Annotated in this window: 12 protein-coding genes; 9 read left to right on the top strand and 3 right to left on the bottom strand. The window is 58.5% G+C overall.

Features of this window, described 5'->3' with window-relative positions; genetic code table 11:
• Positions 1-136: 136 nt before the first annotated feature.
• Positions 137-757 carry a hypothetical protein gene (locus tag GSQ89_RS26785; RefSeq protein WP_158931023.1) on the bottom strand — a complete coding sequence of 207 codons (621 nt, stop codon included), beginning with the start codon at positions 755-757 and terminating at the stop codon, positions 137-139.
• A 407-nt stretch (positions 758-1,164) separates the two neighbouring features.
• Between GSQ89_RS26785 and GSQ89_RS26780 the strand changes: the two genes are divergently transcribed.
• The 7 genes from GSQ89_RS26780 to GSQ89_RS26750 all read left to right on the top strand — a co-directional run bounded on the left by GSQ89_RS26780 (position 1,165) and on the right by GSQ89_RS26750 (position 12,864).
• Complete coding sequence (locus GSQ89_RS26780; protein ID WP_254073383.1) at positions 1,165-3,039, top strand: triacylglycerol lipase; 1,875 nt, start codon at positions 1,165-1,167, stop codon at positions 3,037-3,039.
• On the top strand, positions 3,036-4,034 hold the full coding sequence (locus GSQ89_RS26775; RefSeq protein WP_158931021.1) for a DUF4105 domain-containing protein: 999 nt from the start codon (positions 3,036-3,038) through the stop codon (positions 4,032-4,034). Before GSQ89_RS26780 ends, GSQ89_RS26775 begins: the two co-directional genes overlap by 4 nt.
• A gap of 1,528 nt (positions 4,035-5,562) precedes the next feature.
• A complete protein-coding gene (locus GSQ89_RS26770; protein ID WP_216856415.1) occupies positions 5,563-6,921 on the top strand; it encodes a sensor histidine kinase in 1,359 nt (452 codons plus the stop codon).
• A gap of 125 nt (positions 6,922-7,046) precedes the next feature.
• On the top strand, positions 7,047-8,375 hold the full coding sequence (locus tag GSQ89_RS26765) for a DUF2252 domain-containing protein (RefSeq protein WP_158931017.1): 1,329 nt from the start codon (positions 7,047-7,049) through the stop codon (positions 8,373-8,375).
• A 465-nt stretch (positions 8,376-8,840) separates the two neighbouring features.
• Positions 8,841-9,887, top strand: a complete 1,047-nt coding sequence (locus GSQ89_RS26760) for a TRAP transporter substrate-binding protein (RefSeq protein ID WP_158931015.1) — start codon at positions 8,841-8,843, stop codon at positions 9,885-9,887.
• Positions 9,884-11,740, top strand: coding sequence for a TRAP transporter large permease subunit (locus tag GSQ89_RS26755; protein ID WP_254073382.1), 1,857 nt, complete (start codon positions 9,884-9,886; stop codon positions 11,738-11,740). Before GSQ89_RS26760 ends, GSQ89_RS26755 begins: the two co-directional genes overlap by 4 nt.
• Before the next feature lie 32 nt (positions 11,741-11,772).
• The gene (locus GSQ89_RS26750) at positions 11,773-12,864 is read left to right on the top strand and encodes a mandelate racemase/muconate lactonizing enzyme family protein (protein ID WP_158931013.1); all 1,092 of its coding nucleotides are present in this window, start codon (positions 11,773-11,775) and stop codon (positions 12,862-12,864) included.
• A gap of 1,222 nt (positions 12,865-14,086) precedes the next feature.
• On the opposite strand, the gene GSQ89_RS26745 is transcribed toward GSQ89_RS26750, so the two are convergent.
• Positions 14,087-14,341, bottom strand: coding sequence for a hypothetical protein (locus tag GSQ89_RS26745; RefSeq protein WP_158931012.1), 255 nt, complete (start codon positions 14,339-14,341; stop codon positions 14,087-14,089).
• A gap of 443 nt (positions 14,342-14,784) precedes the next feature.
• A complete protein-coding gene (locus GSQ89_RS26740) occupies positions 14,785-15,123 on the bottom strand; it encodes an acyl-CoA thioesterase (protein WP_256367347.1) in 339 nt (112 codons plus the stop codon).
• A gap of 1,592 nt (positions 15,124-16,715) precedes the next feature.
• Between GSQ89_RS26740 and GSQ89_RS26735 the strand changes: the two genes are divergently transcribed.
• The gene (locus tag GSQ89_RS26735; RefSeq protein ID WP_158931008.1) at positions 16,716-17,465 is read left to right on the top strand and encodes a response regulator transcription factor; all 750 of its coding nucleotides are present in this window, start codon (positions 16,716-16,718) and stop codon (positions 17,463-17,465) included.
• Positions 17,452-18,963 (top strand): HAMP domain-containing sensor histidine kinase, encoded by a 1,512-nt coding sequence (locus GSQ89_RS26730; protein WP_158931006.1) that lies wholly within the window; start codon positions 17,452-17,454, stop codon positions 18,961-18,963. The genes GSQ89_RS26735 and GSQ89_RS26730 overlap by 14 nt, the downstream gene beginning before the upstream one ends.
• The last annotated feature ends 9 nt before the right edge of the window (positions 18,964-18,972 follow it).

Genomic DNA, 18,972 nt, shown 5'->3' with positions numbered 1-18,972 from the left:
GACGTTTCGCATCAGCGCTCCAGCTGGATGACCGCGCGTTCATCGAGTCAGTGTACCATACCAATATCACTTGTGGGATCGGGTATAACCCGGGGGTGGCGCCCCGCCTCATCCCACTGGCGGGCGCCACGGCCTGCTATTTTGCCGGTTCCACCTCGACCATCGCGGCCTCACGGAACGTGACGTCCACAATGTCACCTGGCTTCAGCGTGCGCAGGAACGCCCGCATCGGCGGCGAGCGCACCTGAATGACATGAGTGACTTGACCAGCATCCGAGAAAGTCAGTAAATTGTGTTCAAGATCAATGGCCGATACCGTTATCTTGCGGCGGACTTCCAGATCGTCTTCGCCGCCCGGCTTGGCGCCGCGGGCAGCCCTGCCGCCACCGACAAGGTCCTGGTCTGTCAGCATGGTCTCGTCCGGTTTGCCGATACGGGCCGCCAGCTCACTTTCATAACGGGCGTATATTCGGTCACCCGACCTGATCTGGGCGAAGTTGCGGACTTGTGGTCCGGCAATCAGGGTTAGCAGATGTCCGTCTTGTGTCATCAGCAGTAGCTGGCGGGTCTTGGCGTCGACGGTTTCGACGGTCGCGGTGGTCTCAAATGTTTGGCTCAGTACGGCCGGCTGCTGGGCTGCGACTGGGAATGCCGCCCCTCCGGCGCCGAGGCCAAAAACAGAGCAAATCAACGATGTCCGGATGATTAAGTTCATGAGTTTCTCCGAAATGGAAAGATCGTCATTGTCGATCCGCATCGAGGAACACTGCCGCGGTCGTGCCATCCCCTCAATCAGGTGAATTCCGCATACTCGCCAGAAAAAGTGCTGCCCGAACGGGCAAACTGGTGCCCGGTTGCCGTTAGCCCCCAAGAATATCGTCGTTGCGACAAGACCCACAGCCGCTCGTGGTCGTATTTGCGAGCCTGTCGACTCAGCCCCTAGGGGTAAACCCGAGGACGGCTTCAGGGTCTACCCGATACCGGCCTCTCCAGTACGGCCCTATCGTCCTGTTCCCGACCGGCAGCAGGGGGTGTGATGTCCGCATGTCATGAAGCCTCGTACGCCGCGGCGCTGTGTTCGTATGATCGCCACGCCTGCCGTAGCCATCATGTTCGGCCGATTCAGCAAAACAACAGATCCCACGGCGTGAGGTATTGTGAGCAATGTTGTTCCGCCTGACTGTTCTGCTGGCACTGGCCTTGCTATCGGCGTGCTCGCCGCCGCTGGATGTCACCTCATTGGATCAGCGGGATGCTTACCGCCTCGCCAATCGCAGCGCGTTGTCAGCGAATGGGCTCAGCGTGGAGACGCGCACCACATTGCGGCGGCACGCCCTGGCCGATTCCTTCGACCAATATCCGGATGAGACGATCGCCGCGTTGCACAGCCAGGTGGTCGGTCGCCCGGAGGCGTGGCCGGACTTATTCGCTCTTGCCGAGTTGAGCTACCTCACCGCGCGCCGCGAAGGGTCGCGTCCCCGCTACATGGCCGCCGCCGTCTATGCCTACGCGTTCCTGTTTCCCGATGGAACGGAGAATAGGCCCGATCCTTTTGATCCACGGTTTCGGCAAGCCTGCGATCTCTACAACATGTCGCTGACCGCCGCCGTCACGCAGGCAGGCGACGACGAGGCGGCGCTGAAGCCCGGCGCCTATAGTCTGCCTTACGGCACGCTCGATGTCACAATGGATGAGGCCAGCCTGGACTGGGGCGGGCGCCGCGTGACCGGCCTGGTGCCGACCGGCACTTTGGAAGTGAAGGGGGTCATCAACCAGTACCGCACCCCCGGCCTCGGCGCCGCGATGGCGGCTCGGGTTTCGGCCCCGCCGATGGCACCGCAAGGTTTTGTCGTCGCGCCGCGGCTGCGCGTACCAGCGACATTGTTGCTGCGCATCCCCACGCCGCGCCAACAACTGGCCACCAGCCACCTGAATGCGACGCTGACCGTCTACAACAAATTCGACAACACCAATGTAACCTTGGGCGGACGCCAGGTGCCGCTTGCCTACGATGAAACCGCGACAGCCGCGATCAGCCTGGCAGAAACAAAGCTCTGGAACACCGAGATCAGCGGCTTCCTGGAAGGCACCGCGTTCGACAACAAGCGGCCGCAGTTGCTGGCCATAGAGCCGCACCGGCAGGGTCGGATGCCGGTTGTATTGGTACACGGCACCGCCTCCAGCCCATTCCGCTGGGCCGACATGGTGAACGATCTGATGGAAGACCCCAGGATCCGGGATCACTTTGAATTCTGGTTGTTTTCCTATGCGACCGGCAATCCGATTCCCTATTCAGCGGCGCAGTTGCGGACAGCAATCAATCAGGCCACCACTGCCCTGGGCGGGACGGCCGCCGATCCGGCATTGGGCCATATGGTCCTGATCGGCCATAGCCAGGGTGGTCTGCTGGTCAAAATGCAGGTGATCGATCCCGGCGACGCCCTTTGGAACAAATTGAGCCGGCGGCCGCTGAGCGCGCTGACGTTGGATCAGTCCTCCCGGAAGATGCTCCAGGATGCGATGTTTCCCACCCCGCTTCCGCAAGTGGACCGGGTGATCTTCATCTCAACGCCGCATCGCGGTGCCTATGCCGCCGGATGGTCGCTGGCCCATCTCGCGGCACGGCTGGTGACGCTGCCGCTCACCGTGACCAAGGCCACAGCGGAGATATTGACCGGCAACAAGGACGCGCTGGCCTTTGATCCCTCCTCCTTTCGCGTCGGTGCCACGTTCGGCATGACACCGGGGAACCCGTTCCTCGAGGCGCTCGCGGCCACCCCGATCGTGCCGGGCGTGCATGCCCATTCCATTATTCCCATTCTCGGCGATGGCCCGCCGGAGAACGGCGAGGACGGCGTCGTCCGTTATCAAAGCGCGCATATCCTTGGCGTCGATTCCGAGCTTGTCGTGCATCGGTCGGGTCATTCCACGCAGTCCAACCCGCTGACGATCGCGGAGGTGCAGCGGATCCTGCTGCTGCAGCTCGCCACCGTCTGTGGCGGCCAAGCGTGCGGTGCTGCCCTGCCTGGATCAAAATGACGCGGACAGGCGGCGCCCTGCAATGGCGGCGGTGGGTTGGCATCTGGGTCTGGACTTTGCTGCTGATTGGCACCGGTTCCTGGAGCGTATTGGCCGTGGCCTATGCGGCACGCGGCCCCGCTTGGCTTGCATCAGCGTTGGCCGCTATTGTTGGCGTTACGGCGATCGCGAACCTGCTTATCCTGCCGCGCCGTGTCGCACGGGTGTTCGGGCTTATTCTGTTCGGCGGCGTCCTTATCTGGTGGCTTCAATTGTCGCCATCCAACGATCGGGATTGGGAGCCGGAATACGCGACCCAAGCTCGAGCGGTGGTGGATGGAAACCGTGTGCTGCTGATGAATGTGCGCAATGCGACGTATGGAAAGGATGGTTCGGTCGCACCCGCCTACTACGACGCCGAGTACCGGCTCGACCGGCTGAACGAAGTAGACATGGTCAGTTCCTATTGGTCGGGTAACGCCATCGCGCATGTCTTCCTCTCGTTCGGCTTCAGCGACGGACGGCACCTTGCCATTTCGGTGGAAACGCGCAGGGAGAAGGGCGAAGCGTATACGGTGATCGGAGGATTATTCCGCCGCTACGAGCTGATCTATGTAGCCGCCGACGAGCGGGATCTGATTGGCGTGCGCACCGATATTCGTCGGGAGCGGCTTTATCTCTATCGTGTTAACGCTACCCCCGAGGAAAAGCGGCAGCTGTTTCTCAGTTATCTCGATCGTATCGCCAGTCTGGCCGTAACGCCGGAATTCTATAATACGCTGGTCAACAACTGCACCACCAACGTCGTATTGCGGGCGAGGGTGGCGGGCGGGATCCCCCTGAACTGGAAGGTGTTGGTCAGCGGCTACGCGGATCAATACGCCTATCAACTCGGGCTGCTGGATCAGGCATTCCCTTTCGCGGTGCTAAAACGCCGCAGCCTCATTCAGCGATCGCCGGACGCTCAGATTGATGCAAGCTTCTCGGCCGACATTCGTCGGGGTCTACCCGGCTGAGTCATTATCAGCGGAGGCGCTATTCCGCAGATCACGGCCATCCGCGTAATTCGTGCTGAAGATCATGGTGCCTGAGGGCGGAGATGCACCATCTGCCGACGGCGAAGGCATTTTGTTCGTAGTGTCTGGTAAAGGATGATCCCTGGGAAGAAGGGTTCCCCGATGGCGGGAATCATGACGGGATGATACAGGGTTAGTGGATTGGAAGCCGAGAGCGGACGATCGTTCGAGCATGGGCGGTCCTATTTCGCCTGAATCGTTCGGCATCAGCGGCCACGCGGGCGTTCTATTATTGGAGTAAACCAAGTAGAACTAGAAAAATATCACGACAGGAGTCGTTCACGCAGGTTGAATTCGATAAATCGCTGGGCGATCAGGAATTCCGCCTTCAATGGCTGATATCAGCCGAACCGTCAGTTTCGTTCTTTTGCCGCAGACGAAAGTATATTTGACAATCGTAAAAAGAAAATATCACCATATTTTCTCAATAGGGACAAGATGCTCATCACATTGCCTAATTTTTATTAATTTTTCTCGAAAAAATCTCGCCGCCTGCCAAAGGCAGTCATGCCTGTGATGCTGCCAAAATCGCCGTAAATCCCAAACGTATATGGCGAAATTACTCGGCTGAATTATCATCTCGACGCTTCTGTGACATCTCCTGAAAAAATCCCGCTCCGTGCGCTGCCAAAGTAGACTGCCTTCTCTGGCCGTTTCGCCAGTAGGGTATTGCCTTAGATCCCAGGAAGGGTTTGACTGTACAGGCCATAAGGGTTTTGTATGGACTCAAGGCACATACGGCCTTCTGGCACAGCAGAGTCGGCGCGCCAGCGGTGTCATATGTGTGACGAAACAACAAGGCCGGAACTATGGTTCGCGACGGGTGCTCGTGGAACGGATTGCGACGCCCAAACTTACGATATGCTTCGGTGTCAGGTTATTCAGCGGCGGACGAGTCCGTGAGACTGGATAAAAGATAATTTCGGGGAAGGGTTGTGTTATGACTATTGTCATGCCCGCATCCAACGAAACGCGTGTTGATCTAAATTCCAAACCACTACTCGCTCGTCAGATGGGCGTTATTGATGTAGACGCGGCTGGCCGCTTTCTCTGTATTGACGCCGCATCTGTTGGTCTTGTGTCTTCGTTTGCATCTCGTATCGGACAGGACTGGCGTCGGATGGTCCCGGGCCTCGAATCACCGGCGCTTGAACTCGCCGTGGCCCACCTGGCTAGCCCAAGTGCGGTCGATGTACGGGTAGGCAATCGTAATCTACGCATTCGGGTTCATGATATCGCAGATGGCATTCTGCTGGTATGGCATGACAGCCGCGACCCTTCGCTGTTCGCGGGGCCGGCCAAGGCGGCCGATCATGAAGCCGGCCGCAGACTATCCGATCGTACTGGCTACGTTGCCGTTCGCATCGGGCCCTGCAACATCTTTAGCCTTGATGGTGTTGATTCCAACTATGAGCAGGCCACCAGGTGGCGCACCGAGAATACCAGCGGCCGGACACCGCGCGCACTTATGACCGGAGACTTCGCCAACCGGGTCACGGAGCATTACGCCAATTGTGCCGGATCGGGTGATGCGCTTCATTACGAGGAAGTCCTGCCCGTACCTCGGGAAATTCGGCGGTTGAAAAGCACCCTTGCTTCGGTACGGCAACCCGATACCGGACGCATCCATCGTTCAATCGGCAGGACGCACAATGTCACAGAACGTCACCCGCCCGCTATGGGCGTTGTCAACGTGCCGGGCACGCTCCAGTCCATACTGAATGCGCTGGCAGCGCAGGTTCTCGTGCTGGACAGTAACGGTGCGGTGTTTGCGATGAACGCCGCCTGGCAGGCAAACGCCACCCCCACATTGCCAATCGGGACGAACTATCTTGCCGCGTGCGATGCCGGCAATGCCGGCAATCCCGTATCAGACGAGACTGCCAACGGTCTGCGCGAACTGTTTCGAGGCGCACGCGACGAATTTCGCATCGATTACCCGCTTGGGCAATGCTGGTTCCAGTTGCGCGCGACGATGCTCGACATCAGCGATGGCCGGTTTCTGATGTTGGTATGCGAGGACGTGACCAAGGTTCGCCGCTGCAGCGAGGTGCTGCGGCAGCTACCCCGAAAATTGATCCGTATCCGTGATGAGGAGCGGCGTAAGATTTCGCGTGAACTGCATGATTCCACCGCGCAGAACCTGGTCGGCGCCTCGCTCGCGACCGAACGCGCCATGCGGCTTGGAACCAAGCTGCCACGCAAGGCCGCCGAGGCACTGAGGGACGCGCTCGGGCTGATCCAGTTGAGTTTGCGGGAAATCCGGACGCTGTCCTATCTGCTGCATCCGCCTTTATTGGATGACGCCGGATTGGCGCACGCGCTGGGGTGGTACGTAGACTGCGTCGCACGTCGCGGCGACGTCATGCTTGATCTGAAGATCGGGCATGACATATCTCGGCGCCTCTTTCCACGCGAAGTCGAAATGGCGCTGTTCAGAGTCGCCCAGGAAGCGATCGGCAACGCCCATCGCCACGCCGGTGGCAGCCGGATCGATGTCGATCTGCAACTGATGCCGGGCGAATGCGGCGAGGAGATCGTACTGACGGTCGTCGATAATGGCGTTGGTCCATCATGCGCCGTTATGCGTGCCGTCGCGTCATCCACCTGCAACCAGAGGGCACTGGGCGTCGGACTGGCGGGACTGCGAGAGCGTCTGGATGAACTGGGAGGGCGACTGACCGTTCAACCCGGGCAGAACGGCGGCACGCTGCTCAGGGCCGTCGTTCCATTGACGCCGGCAGCGATGACGGCTGGATCAATGACGCCGCAATCCCCGGTCCGACGGCCTATAATCACAACCGCCGAACAATTTATGCGGTCGTAAAACAGATTGGAGAAAGAGGAATGAAAACGAAACCGCAAAAATTAGCCGTTGGGTCCGACCAACTTCCAGCACCGCCCGTACGGCAAACCGCATCGGCCGCGAGCCGCATCGAAGAAGGCCGAACATTGCGGCAAGCGACGCCTCGGATCTCACATTCGCAGCTTGGCATCGCGAAGAAGGGGCGAGACATCGTCGCATTGATCGAGGCATCGAACGCCGATCGGATGAAAGAGCTGATCCCGTTGCGTCATTCGCGCATGCTGGAATCGCCGTTCGCGTTCTATCGTGGCTCATCGATGGTGCAGGCCGCGGACCTCGCGAACACGCCAATCTCGGGAATCACAGTACAGGCCTGCGGTGACGCCCACCTGATGAATTTCGGCAGCTTTGCCTCACCGGAACGAGAGTTGGTGTTCGACATCAACGATTTCGACGAAACCTTTCCGGCGCCATGGGAATGGGATGTCAAACGCCTTGCCGCCAGTCTGGTGCTCGCGGCGCGATGGCGCGGATTTTCCCCGACGATCGCCAAGGAAATGGTCGTCACCGCTGCCGGCCGCTATCGCAAAGCGATGCGCGAATATGCCGACCAATCGACTCTGGCGGTCTGGTATTCCCACATCACGGCGACCGATCTTCTCGACCGATCACGCAAGCAACAAAAGAACATGTCGATTGTGAAGGCAAGCATCCGAGAGGCACAGCGTCACACCTCGGAGCATGTATTCCACAAAATCACCACGATGGCTGACGGCAGCCCGCGGATCGTCGATCAGCCGCCGCTGTTGTTCCATCCGTCCAATTCGGACACGAATGAGATCATGCGCGGATTTCTGGCAAAATATTCCGCCACACTGCGGGAAGACTATCGTGCGTTGTTCGATCGCTTCCGCTATGTCGATGCTGCCGTAAAGGTGGTCGGTGTCGGCAGTGTCGGTACCCGGTGCCTGATAGCCCTCATGCTCGGAGAGCACGACGATCCGCTCTTCCTGCAGATCAAAGAGGCGCGCAAATCGGTCCTGGAACCCTATACCGGAGGCTCGCCCCAGAAGCACCAGGGAGAGCGGGTGGTCACGGGTCTACGCCTGATGCAGGCAGCGAGCGATATCTTTCTGGGTTGGGCGCGCGGGCCGGGCGGCCGGGACTTCTACGTCCGGCAATTGCACGACATGAAGAGCGCAGCGCATATCGAGGTCTACGAAGCCGACAGCTTGACACGATACGGCGGTCTTTGCAGCGAGGCACTCGCGCGCGCCCATGCGAAGGCAGGACAGGCGCCGCTGATCTCCGGCTATCTCGGAGCGAGCCCGGTATTCGACGATGCATTGCAGGAATATGCTGTCGGCTACGCCGACCAAGTTGAACAGGACTATGAGCGTTTCCGCCAAGCAGCACGCGAGGGTCGCATCCGTACCGAAACTAGTCCATCGTCAACTGAGATCATGATTTCCTGAGTTGGGGTTGCCTTTTGGCGGCGAGGCGCCCCTGAGCGATCAATCGGGTTTTCTCAGCGCTCGGTGCAAGTGAGGTATAGCTCGGTGGGTGTAGGACGAGATATTCTCAGGTGGTTTGCGGCACCCTGGCTTGGCCGCGCCACTGCGAGTGGCCAGATGCAAGCTCTCTTGCAGCAGGACAGCCCCCACGACTTTGCATGCTCTCCCGGCCGCTCCGAAACAGCGATCGAACCGCACCCAATGCAACGCATCGCCTCAATCCCACGGATTCGGGCCAGTTTGCCGTCGAAAGGGCCGTAGCGCGAGCCCTGACGGAACCGGCTGCGGACGTAACAAGCCACCCGTCGCGATCTGCATGGTATAACGTAAACAGGCGGCGGCTATGCAGAATTCGACATCATCCATGACATGACTTCCCGACGAAATTGCTCTTGAGTTGCAGAGGTGGCCAAGGGGGCGGGACGAATGACAAGTAAGCAGTATGGCCTACCAGCGGGATCTGCCCTGGCGCGGAGGACGCTGCTGCGCGGCGGCGTTGCCGCGACCTCATCGGCGATGTTTGGTAGCAGAGGGGCAATGGCTGCGCCACGCTACCGGCTGAAGCTAGCAACGGATATGACGGACCTGCATCCGTTGAATTCGCGCTTGCAGCAGGCGGCGGACGAAATTTCCAAAGACTCGAACGGACAGCTCCGCATTACGGTTTTTCCCAATGATCAATTGGGCGGGGCGATGGACATGCTGTCGCAACTCCGTTCGGGTGGGTTGGAAATGCTGGCCCTCTCGGGACCAATCCTGGAATCGCTGATTCCCGTACTAGGAATCTACGGTCTGGCCTTCGCCTTCAAAAGCGACACCGACGCCTGGACGGCGATGGACGGCGATCTGGGCACCTATCTGCGCACGGCGATCCGTGGCGCCGGCCTGGAAGTGTTCGATAAGGGCTGGGCCAACGGCTATCGCCAGGTGTTCAGCAGCACCAAAGCCATTCGTACACCGGACGACATGAAAGGGTTCTCCATCCGGATACCGAACAGCGCAATCGAGCTGGCCACGTTCAAGGACCTCGGTGCCGCGCCGACGCCCCTGAACTGGACCGAGGTTTATTCGGCCTTGCAGACTAAGGTGGTGGACGGCGTCGAGGTGCCTCTGTTGGTCGCAGAATTTTCCAAGCTATACGAAGTACAGAGATATGTTTCCGTCACCAACCATATGTGGGACTCGTTCTTCTTGCTAATGAACCGTCGCGCCTTCCAGCAATTCCCCGAGGATATGCAGACGCTCATGGCGACGCACTTCGATGCCATGGCGTTGCGACAACGTAGTGACTTGGTCAATCAGGACGCGACGGCTCGTGCTGATCTACAGAAGCACGGCATGGCGATAAACGACACTGATCCCCAGCAGTTCCGCGCGGTGCTGCGCAAGGCCGGCTACTATGCGAATTTCCAGGCCAAATACGGCAAAGAGGCTTGGTCGCTGCTGGAGAAATACGCCGGTCAGCTCGCGTGAGCACCGCCGCTGGCCGAGCGGTCGCCAGCGCTGATGTCATCAGCCTCGCAATCGAACGGGTACTGGAACGTGTTGCCGGCTTGCTGGCCGCCGTTCTGGTTCTGGCAGAGGTCGTCACTCTGCTGCTCGGTGTGATCTTTCGCTATGTGCTGCAAAATCCACTCGGATGGACCAACGAGTTGGCCAGTGCGCTATTCTTGTGGCTCGCCATGCTCGGCAGTGTCATCGCTTGGCAACGCGGCCAGCATATGTGTCTTACCGCTGTAGTCGCGCGGTTCACTCCGCATTGGCGCGCGCGCGCCGAGGCGATCGTTGCGGCCGCCGGCGCGACATTTCTGTTGTTGCTGACACCTGCTTCGCTGGACTACACTGGTGACCAGTGGGCAATAGTCTCACCTTCGCTTGGGCTGCATGACGCATTGCGGACAGCTGCCTTCCCGATTGCTGGCCTGATGATGTTGTTCACCGCGCTGGCGCGCCTGCTCCGGCTCGGCTGGAGGGATGCGGGATTCGGCATCATCACCGTTGCCTCTGTTTGGGTGCTGTTTTCGCTTGGCGGTGATGCGCTGGCCGACGCCGACAACTGGAACTTGCTGGTGTTCTTCGTGCTGCTGCTGGGTGCAGGTGTGCTGCTGTCAGTACCGATTGCGTTCGCCTTCGGCCTGGCGACCTTCGCCTATCTCGATACAGTGACGTCGACGCCATTCACGGTTGTGGTGGCGCGCATGGACGATGGCATGAGCAGCCTCATCCTGCTTGCAGTCCCGTTGTTTGTGCTGCTGGGTATGTTGGTGGAGATGACCGGCATGGCACGCGCCATGGTGGCATTTCTAGCCGCATTACTGGGTCATGTGCGCGGCGGGCTGAACTACGTTCTGCTCGGCGCAATGTATCTCGTTGCCGGCATCTCGGGCTCCAAGTCGGCCGACATGGCAGCCGTTGTGCCGGTGCTGTTCCCGGAAATGCTGAGGCGCGGCTCCGACGAAGGTGAACTCGTCTCGTTGCTCGCTGCGTCTGGCGCAATGTGTGAAACGATTCCACCGTCACTGGTGCTGATCACCGTGGGATCAGTGACCGGCGTCTCGATCGCGGCACTGTTTTCTGCCGGTCTGCTGCCGGCTGCCGTATTGGCGGTGGCCCTCGCGGTGATCGCACGTCATCGCGTCCGGCATGACAACACTGCGGGCGTGGAGCGCGCGCGCCTGCCCGCTATCATGAAGGCGCTGACAGCGGCACTGCCTGCCCTGGTATTGCCCTTTGTGATTCGCGGTGCGGTGATCAGTGGCATTGCCACCGCGACCGAGGTCTCCACCATTGGGATCGTCTATAGCGTCGTGGTCGGCCTATTGATCTATCGTAGTTTCGACTTGCGCCGCCTGTACCCGATGCTGGTGGACACAGCAAGCCTGTCAGGTGCGATTTTACTGATCGTAGGCGCGGCAACGGCCATGGCTTGGGCGTTGACGCAGTCAGGGTTCTCCCAACAGCTTTCACGAAGCATGGCCACTACGCCAGGCGGCGCGTTTGGCTTTCTCGCCATCTCGATAGTCGCCTTTATTGTGCTAGGCAGCGTGTTAGAGGGCATTCCAGCCATGGTGCTATTCGGACCGCTGTTGTTCCCACAGGCCCGTGCCATCGGCATTAACGAAGTCCATTACGCGATCGTGGTGATCCTGGCGATGGGGATTGGCTTGTTCGCACCGCCGTTCGGGGTCGGCTATTATTCTGCGTGCGCTATTGCGCGGGTCTCCCCCGACGCTGCAATGCGGCGTATCTGGGCCTATCTGCTTGCGGTGTTGGTCGGACTGCTCGTGGTGGCCGCATTGCCCTGGATCAGCGTCGGTTCGTCGTAAATCACAGTCACCCAATCGGGACGGAGAAGAATGTGAAAATCAATTCGGTCACGATAGACTTATTGAAGGTGCCGCTGGAAAAGCCGTACGTGGCTGCCGGCAAGCCTGTCGACTCCTATTGGCACGTGTTGTCTCGCGTTGCCACTGCCGATGGTACAGTCGGCTTCGGTTATGTGGTGGTGCTGAACGATTCATTGGTGCGTGCGCTGGTACACGCGACGCGAGAGCTTGGGCAACTTCTGATCGGTCGACAGGTGTTCGAGATGGAAGCGACCTGGGCGCGTCTGATGGAAGTCGGCGGGCGATTTGGACCCGGCGGCATGGTGAATTTCGCGATTTCCTCACTCGACATGGCGCAGTGGGATCTTGCCGCTAAGACCGTCGGCCAGCCGCTCTATCGCCTACTCGGCGGCTATCGCGATCGGCTGCCATCCTATGCCAGCGATGGTATGTGGTACAACCTCTCGCTGGACGAATTGGGGAATGCCGCATCGAACCATGTCACGCGGGGCTTCTCTGCGGTGAAACTGCGTATCGGGCATGAAGCACTGCCCCAGAATGAGGCACGTCGGGTGCGCGCTGTGCGCGAAGCAGTTGGCGAGAGCACGCGAATCCTGGTGGACGCCACGGAAACCTGGAACGTACCGCAAGCCATTGCCACCGGCTACGCACTGCAAGAAGCCGGAATTCATTGGCTGGAAGATCCCATCGATCACGAGGACATCGCTGGCCTGGCGCGCCTCAGCAGCGTGCTGCAAGTAACGATTGCGACTGGTGAACATTATTATTTGTTGAGTGAGTTTGAACGCCTCTTCCAAGAAAGCCCACCCGGCGTGGTGATCATCGATCTAGCTCGCGTCGGCGGCATTACGCCCTGGCGACACGTCGCCAGCATGGCTCGGGCCCGCAACATTCTGGTATGCGGACACGTACTCCCGGAATGGCATGTCCACATGCTATCGGCGATTCCCAACGGCCATATGGTCGAATACGTACCGCGGTCCGAAGCAATCCTGGACGACATGCCGAAGCTAGAAGAGGGTGAACTAGTTGCGCCCGAGCAGGCTGGTATCGGACTATCACTTAATGAGCACAACGTGCGTCGCTTTACCGTTGCCATATGATTTCGTGAAAAACTTTGGACGTCGGTAGGCCAGCGTGATGCTGGGATCAGAGGTGTGCACGCAAGGCCCCCAACCGGCGTTGGAGGTCAGAGGATGCGGACAGAGTTCGCGCGTCCCAGCGCCAGCATGCGGTTGAGGACATGGACCGTCACCTCGACTTCAGTCGCACGACGCCCGTCTATGAGGTTGGTCAAGGATGCGCCCGGAAATCACCCACAAAGGGTCGCCGGTGACAAGAACCTCTTACTGTCCACTGACCTCACATTGTGAGGCAAGTAACCGCGCGCCCGCCACGACGTCCCATTGTCGCGCGGCATCTAAACCGGGTCTGATTCACTCTCGGTGGGTCTTCCTCAAACTGTGTGTTCGCAGAGTTGCTTCAGTGACAACATCCTGGCTCGCAGAAGGGTGATGCCCGCCCGGCCATACATCGCGCGCTTCAGCGTTTTCAGTTTGTTGATCTGGCCCTCGACTTGGCCATTGCCCCAGACTGCAGTGATGGCGTCTACCATGCTATGGCGAACCACCAGCCTGAGGCCGCGGTCATCGTGCCGCCGCGTGCGACGGCGGTACCCAGTACAACGGCGGCGAGTGCATCAACCCAGCGCGGCCGCTGCCGGCAAATCTTAAGCCAACCGAATCAGTCGGCCAACTTTGTGACGGAGCCGTCACTGGCCATACCAGGCACCGGGGTCCGGGGTATCTAGGGCGTGCTCTCCATGAGATGTGTCATAGCTGGTACACCCACATAATACCGCAACCATGACGACGGCGACTATGCAGCGTACCATCCACTTTATTGTAGTCATTTGTACCATCCTTTCATGGCAGTATTTCTCCAGCGGCTATACTAATGGTCAGGCACGAACGCGGGAACATTGCTTATACGCAATCCCTCATCATGCAGAAGTGTCCGGTCGAGGGTCTTCAGGGTCTGATTCGTCAGTGCTTGACTGGCTCTCGATGGTCGGACGCCTGCGATCTGTTCCTTGGGCCGGACTTCGCCGGGTGACGGCTGGTAGCTGAATCCGTTCGTGCGATTGCCGATCATTCGTGGCGGCGATGTCGCGTTCACTTGCTGAGCCTTCGCGGGGCACGTCACACAGACGATCAACGCCAAAAGCAAAAATGATCGAAGCATGGGGATTTCCTTCATCATAGCAAGGCCACCGCTTCCGAAAGGCCCGATGGTGACGAGCCCTTCGGCAAGTGGCTGGCGACTTCAGCCGCCGTACGCGCCCGTCTGCTGTTGTCGTGTGGCCTTGGCATCCTCGGAAATCGTGCTGGTATTCCCACGAACGATTGTGCTGCCCGTAGCACCGGGCACGTTTGGATTGGATGCGGCAATGTTGCCGCGTGTGTTTGGCATGACGGAGGTCGAAACGGACACGGGCGAATCCGCCATCGACGCATCGGCGTAAGCCGCCGGACCGAGAACGAATGTCAACACGGTCAATGCCGCGATGATTTTGGTCATAGTGATCTCTCCTTTATACTAAACCCGCAGCCCCCGCGGCAAATCCGGGAAGGCAACACGCGGCTGCATTCCATAAGGTTGTGTCGAGACATCCAATTTCGATTAAAAAATGCACAATGAATATTGAAGGAAGCGTTATTCTTTTGCGCCATTTTTGGTTACGTCAGCGCCCATGCCACACTGTCTGGTCGCCTGAGATGGAGCTGTGGCATAGGGTTGCGTTTTGCGGGGGCGGGATGGATGCAGTATGTGGTCTACGGCTCGGCCGATGACACCGGCGCCTCCCTCACGTGGTGGTATCGACATCTCCACTTTGGCACACCGATGCCGTCGAGCGGGCGTCCACCCCATCAGAACCAATTTTATTCGTTGGCGGGATAAGGCCCGTCATCTCTGCGGGACCCGCACGTCCCCGATGGAAGTTTACGATGGAACCAAAATACTCAGACGGTGACGGTCAGAACGCGGGGCATTCTTTGACTATCGACGGCTACCACGACGATTTCAGTTTCGGTCACTCTCACGAGGTCCGATCGACCCGCGCGTTGCACGTATACTTCTATACCGATTGTGATCGAGGTGTGTCCCGTTCGTACAATTGTTGTATAAACGCACACTGAGTCTCCGACTCTCACCCGCTGCAAAAACCATAGATTGGAAACTGATGCTGTCGCTACAAGTCCTCGCGCACGGGATGCCGCGGCAATGCTGGCGGCTTTGTCCATCAAATATAGAATCCAGCCGCCAAAAATATCCCCGGCTGGGTTCGCATTGGTCTGCATAGCCACGGTTCGCAGGGTTGGTGCTCCGCATGGTTGAGGGCTTCCGTTCCTCATATGGACATCGCTTCCCGTAACGGCCGGAGCCGACACAATACAAGGCCATCAATGAAAGCTGCCCGGCGAGATAGGTGCCAAGACCGGCCCAGCCCGGGACCGGTCTTGGTATTCTGGCTGATGACTAATCGTCGCCACCACCACCGACGTACCTACCCCCCAGGCTGTTCGCCGTATTGTCATACGGGCCAGTAGGATGCGTTATGTGTGGTTCGCCTGGAAATGCCGTTGCCACATCACTCCCGCCATTCATTGTCGGGCCAGAACAAGCGGCCAGGCCAATAGCGGCCAAGGCAACCAAGATCAAGCGTTTCATTCTCTCAACTCCTCTACAATATAGGCGAACCGTTCCTGGTAGCGGTGAGAGAACTGGCATCAGATACCCAAATTGCCAACTAAAAGCTAACAGCCGAAAAATAACAAATGGCATGCGGGAAATTAACATGCCTTCATATTTGTGTGCGCCCCTCGCCATCGTCCAACGCCGATACCATTGATCAGCTATGCGGAGATACGAGCGGTGCTGGCGAGGCACTGCGCTTACCCTCTGTCAACGTTTTGCAGTGCGGGACGCGCAAGGACGGGACGATGCGAAGTCTTTGGCTTTTAGTTATTTCGGTACCGATGGCTGGTTGCACGTCGCTGGCGGAACGCCAGGCTCAATCGGCCACGCTCGTCGGCCAACCGGTGACAGAGCTGGTCACCAAGATGGGGGATCCCGCACAAACACAGGATGCGGGCGGTACCACTGTCCTAACCTATGAGGACAAACGGCGGTCGACCGTGCCGGGTGCCCCTTTCTGCTTCGGCCCGGGGATGTGGTGCGATGGCACCGGCTTTCCGCCGCCACCCCCGGCAATGCTGGTTTGTCGGACAACCTATATGGTGAACGCCGGCATTGTGAGCGGGTATCATGTGGACGGCTCGGGCTGCTGAGGTGAGCCACGCAATTTACAAGACAGGGTCGATCAAATGACAACCTATTTAAAGTTCGTACCATGACCTTTAATAGCAGACAGCCTACGACGCCCTTATTTGTGAGGAAGACCACGCGGGTACTCCGCGCCCGGGCGAACGGACTGAAAAATGAACAAGTCATTGCCATCCCGACCAAAGCATTAGTGCCGAGTGTAACTCGCTAATGTTGGAAACAATATTATCCGTTTGATATCAAGGGTCTTCGATTTTCACACCTCTGATTTTGTCAATATAGGGGTGGCCCTTACACACTTCGGTGGAATTGTCCGACCATTAAATTCTGGGTCCAATAAAGCTGAACTCATTCTACTACGGAAATATATACGAATGGACCGTCAATGCTTCGACACCCCAGCTTGGCTTGGTGGTGAGGATAAGGATCAAACCTACGTGACATTCAGGAACGGCGGATCGGCCCTCGGCTCGAGCAAAGCGAGCGATAACTATATGAATTCCATATATTTCAAGGCCATTTATGAACGTAAATACATACGTGGGATAGATGAAAGCGGGGGAATATTCGGCTACAGAGTTCGGCAGCGCATTGGGAGTTTCGACTGATGAATTTCGACGGTAATACCAATACCCCGGTGGTGAACGAGGACATATCGGAACATTTATTTCCGACATCGCGCGCCAGGATATTGTTGATCGAGGATGACCCGGAAATCGCGGAAGAAGTGACGAACGAACTGGTCGATCGGGCCTATGTGGTCGAACATGTGGCGACTGGACCGCAGGGCGGGGAAGAGGCTCGACGGGGACGATACGATCTCCTGATCATCGATCTCCTGCTGCCAGGGTGCGATGGATTTTCAATTATTCAGGATTTACGGCGGGACGGCATCCAGATGCCTGTTCTCGTGGTCAGCGCACTTGGTGCCGTGAACGACCGCGTAAGAGGGCTGAAAGTCGGTGGCGACGACTATGTCACCAAACCTTTTGCCCTGCCGGAATTGGTGGCGCGCGTGGAAGCGCTGCTGCGCCGGCCCCTGGACACGCGTGCGACGACTTTGCGGGTCGGTCCACTGGAGCTGGATCTGATCGAACGGGTCGCCAAACGCGAAGGTCGTACCATCGAGTTGTCTAAAAGCGAATTTAAGCTCCTGGAATATTTTATGCGTCGGCCAGATCGGGTGGTGACCCGCGACATGCTTCTGGAAGATGTCTGGCATTACCGATTTCTCCCCCAGACAAACCTGGTTGACGTGCATATCGGGCGGCTGCGCCGCAAGATCGATGGCCCCAACGAAGAACCTCTTCTGCTGAGCGTGCGCGGCATGGGGTTCTATTTCCGTGAACCAAACTAGATTTTTTCGTGGAGGCGCATTCCGTCTTTCGGTTATTTTCTCGACGGGATGCATCATCTCCGGCATCGTTTTGTTCGCGGTTATTTATTGGCAAACCAACGTCTTCGAAAGGAAGCGCATAAGCGCTTTCGTTTTAGCGGAAACAAATGCAATTTCGCAGGGCACGACGAACGAGATCCTTTGGGCGGTGCGCAGACGCACCGCCGGAGAATATCCGAATGAGGATCAGGACATGATTTTCGCGGCGCTATTTGCCCCTGATGGTAGTCCGATCGCGGGCAACCTCAGGCACATTCCAGCGGGTCTGGTCGCGGACGGAGAAGTGCATAGCGTTTCATTGACCTCGACCGCCAAACACTCCATCAACCAACCGATCCTGGCTGCAGCTCGGCGTTTGACCGACGGCAAGATGTTGGTCTTTGGCCGGGGCATCCGTGTTCTGACCAGCCTGGAGAATATCGTAGAGCACGCGCTGATGCTGGGCGCCATTCCTGCCATTGGGCTTGTGATGGCGGCGGGCCTGTGGCTCAGCCGGCAAGCACAATGGCGCATCAAAGCCGTCAATCAAAGTATCGAACGGATCATGGAAGGCGATGTCCATGAACGGCTGCCCGTGGAGCACATTGCCGACGATTTCGATCATCTGGCCAATGGCGTGAATCGCATGCTGGCGGAAATCGAAAGCCTGTTAGCCGAAGTACAGGGCGTTGGTGATAATATCGCGCACGACCTTCGGACGCCGCTTGCAAGGGTCCGAGCCTTGCTGGAGCGCGGGCGGGACAAGGCCAAGACCAAGGAGGATCTGATCGCCGTCACCGACCGCGCCATTGTGGGACTCGATCAGGCGCAATCTATTATTACGGCATTGCTACGTATTGGTGAGATTGAAAGTGGCCAACGCCGGTCGGGTTTCGGCGATGTCGATCTGATCGAAATGGTGCAGGAAGCGGGTGAGCTTTACGGGCCGATGGCCGAGGCGAAACAGATCCGGTTCGCCGTGCAAAGCGATCCCACCCCATTGGTGCATGGTGACCGGGATCTACTGATCGAAGCAATCGCTAACCTTCTCGACAATGCGATCAAGTTCACGCCGTCGGGGGGCGCTGTCAGCTTTGAGGTAATGGGCGGGGCCGAGGGGCCGGTCATTCGAATATCCGATACCGGGCCAGGCATTCCGCCGGAAGAGCGTGCCGCGGTGATGCGACGGTTCTACAGGATCGACAAGAGCCGGCATATCCACGGCAGCGGCCTCGGCCTGAGCATCGTTCTCGCGATCATCAAATTGCATGACTTCGATATCATCGTAGGCGATGCCCAGCCCGGGTGTTCCTTCGAGTTGCGGTGCTATGCGACGCCTCGATCCGAGATCGAACCAGTCCGGATACGGACATTGAAGCGATTGATGCCGCCGATCACGCGATGGATACGTCATCGCGGCGACGAAACCGACCTGGGCGAACGAAAAGGCCGGCCCGTCACGCCTGGCCAGGCGGATTAGCGGCCGAAC

It is taken from the genome of Acidisphaera sp. S103 (assembly GCF_009765975.1).
GTDB lineage: Bacteria > Pseudomonadota > Alphaproteobacteria > Acetobacterales > Acetobacteraceae > Rhodopila.
Note: the sequence above shows the minus strand (reverse complement) of the source record. Positions and strands in the feature narration are given on the sequence as shown.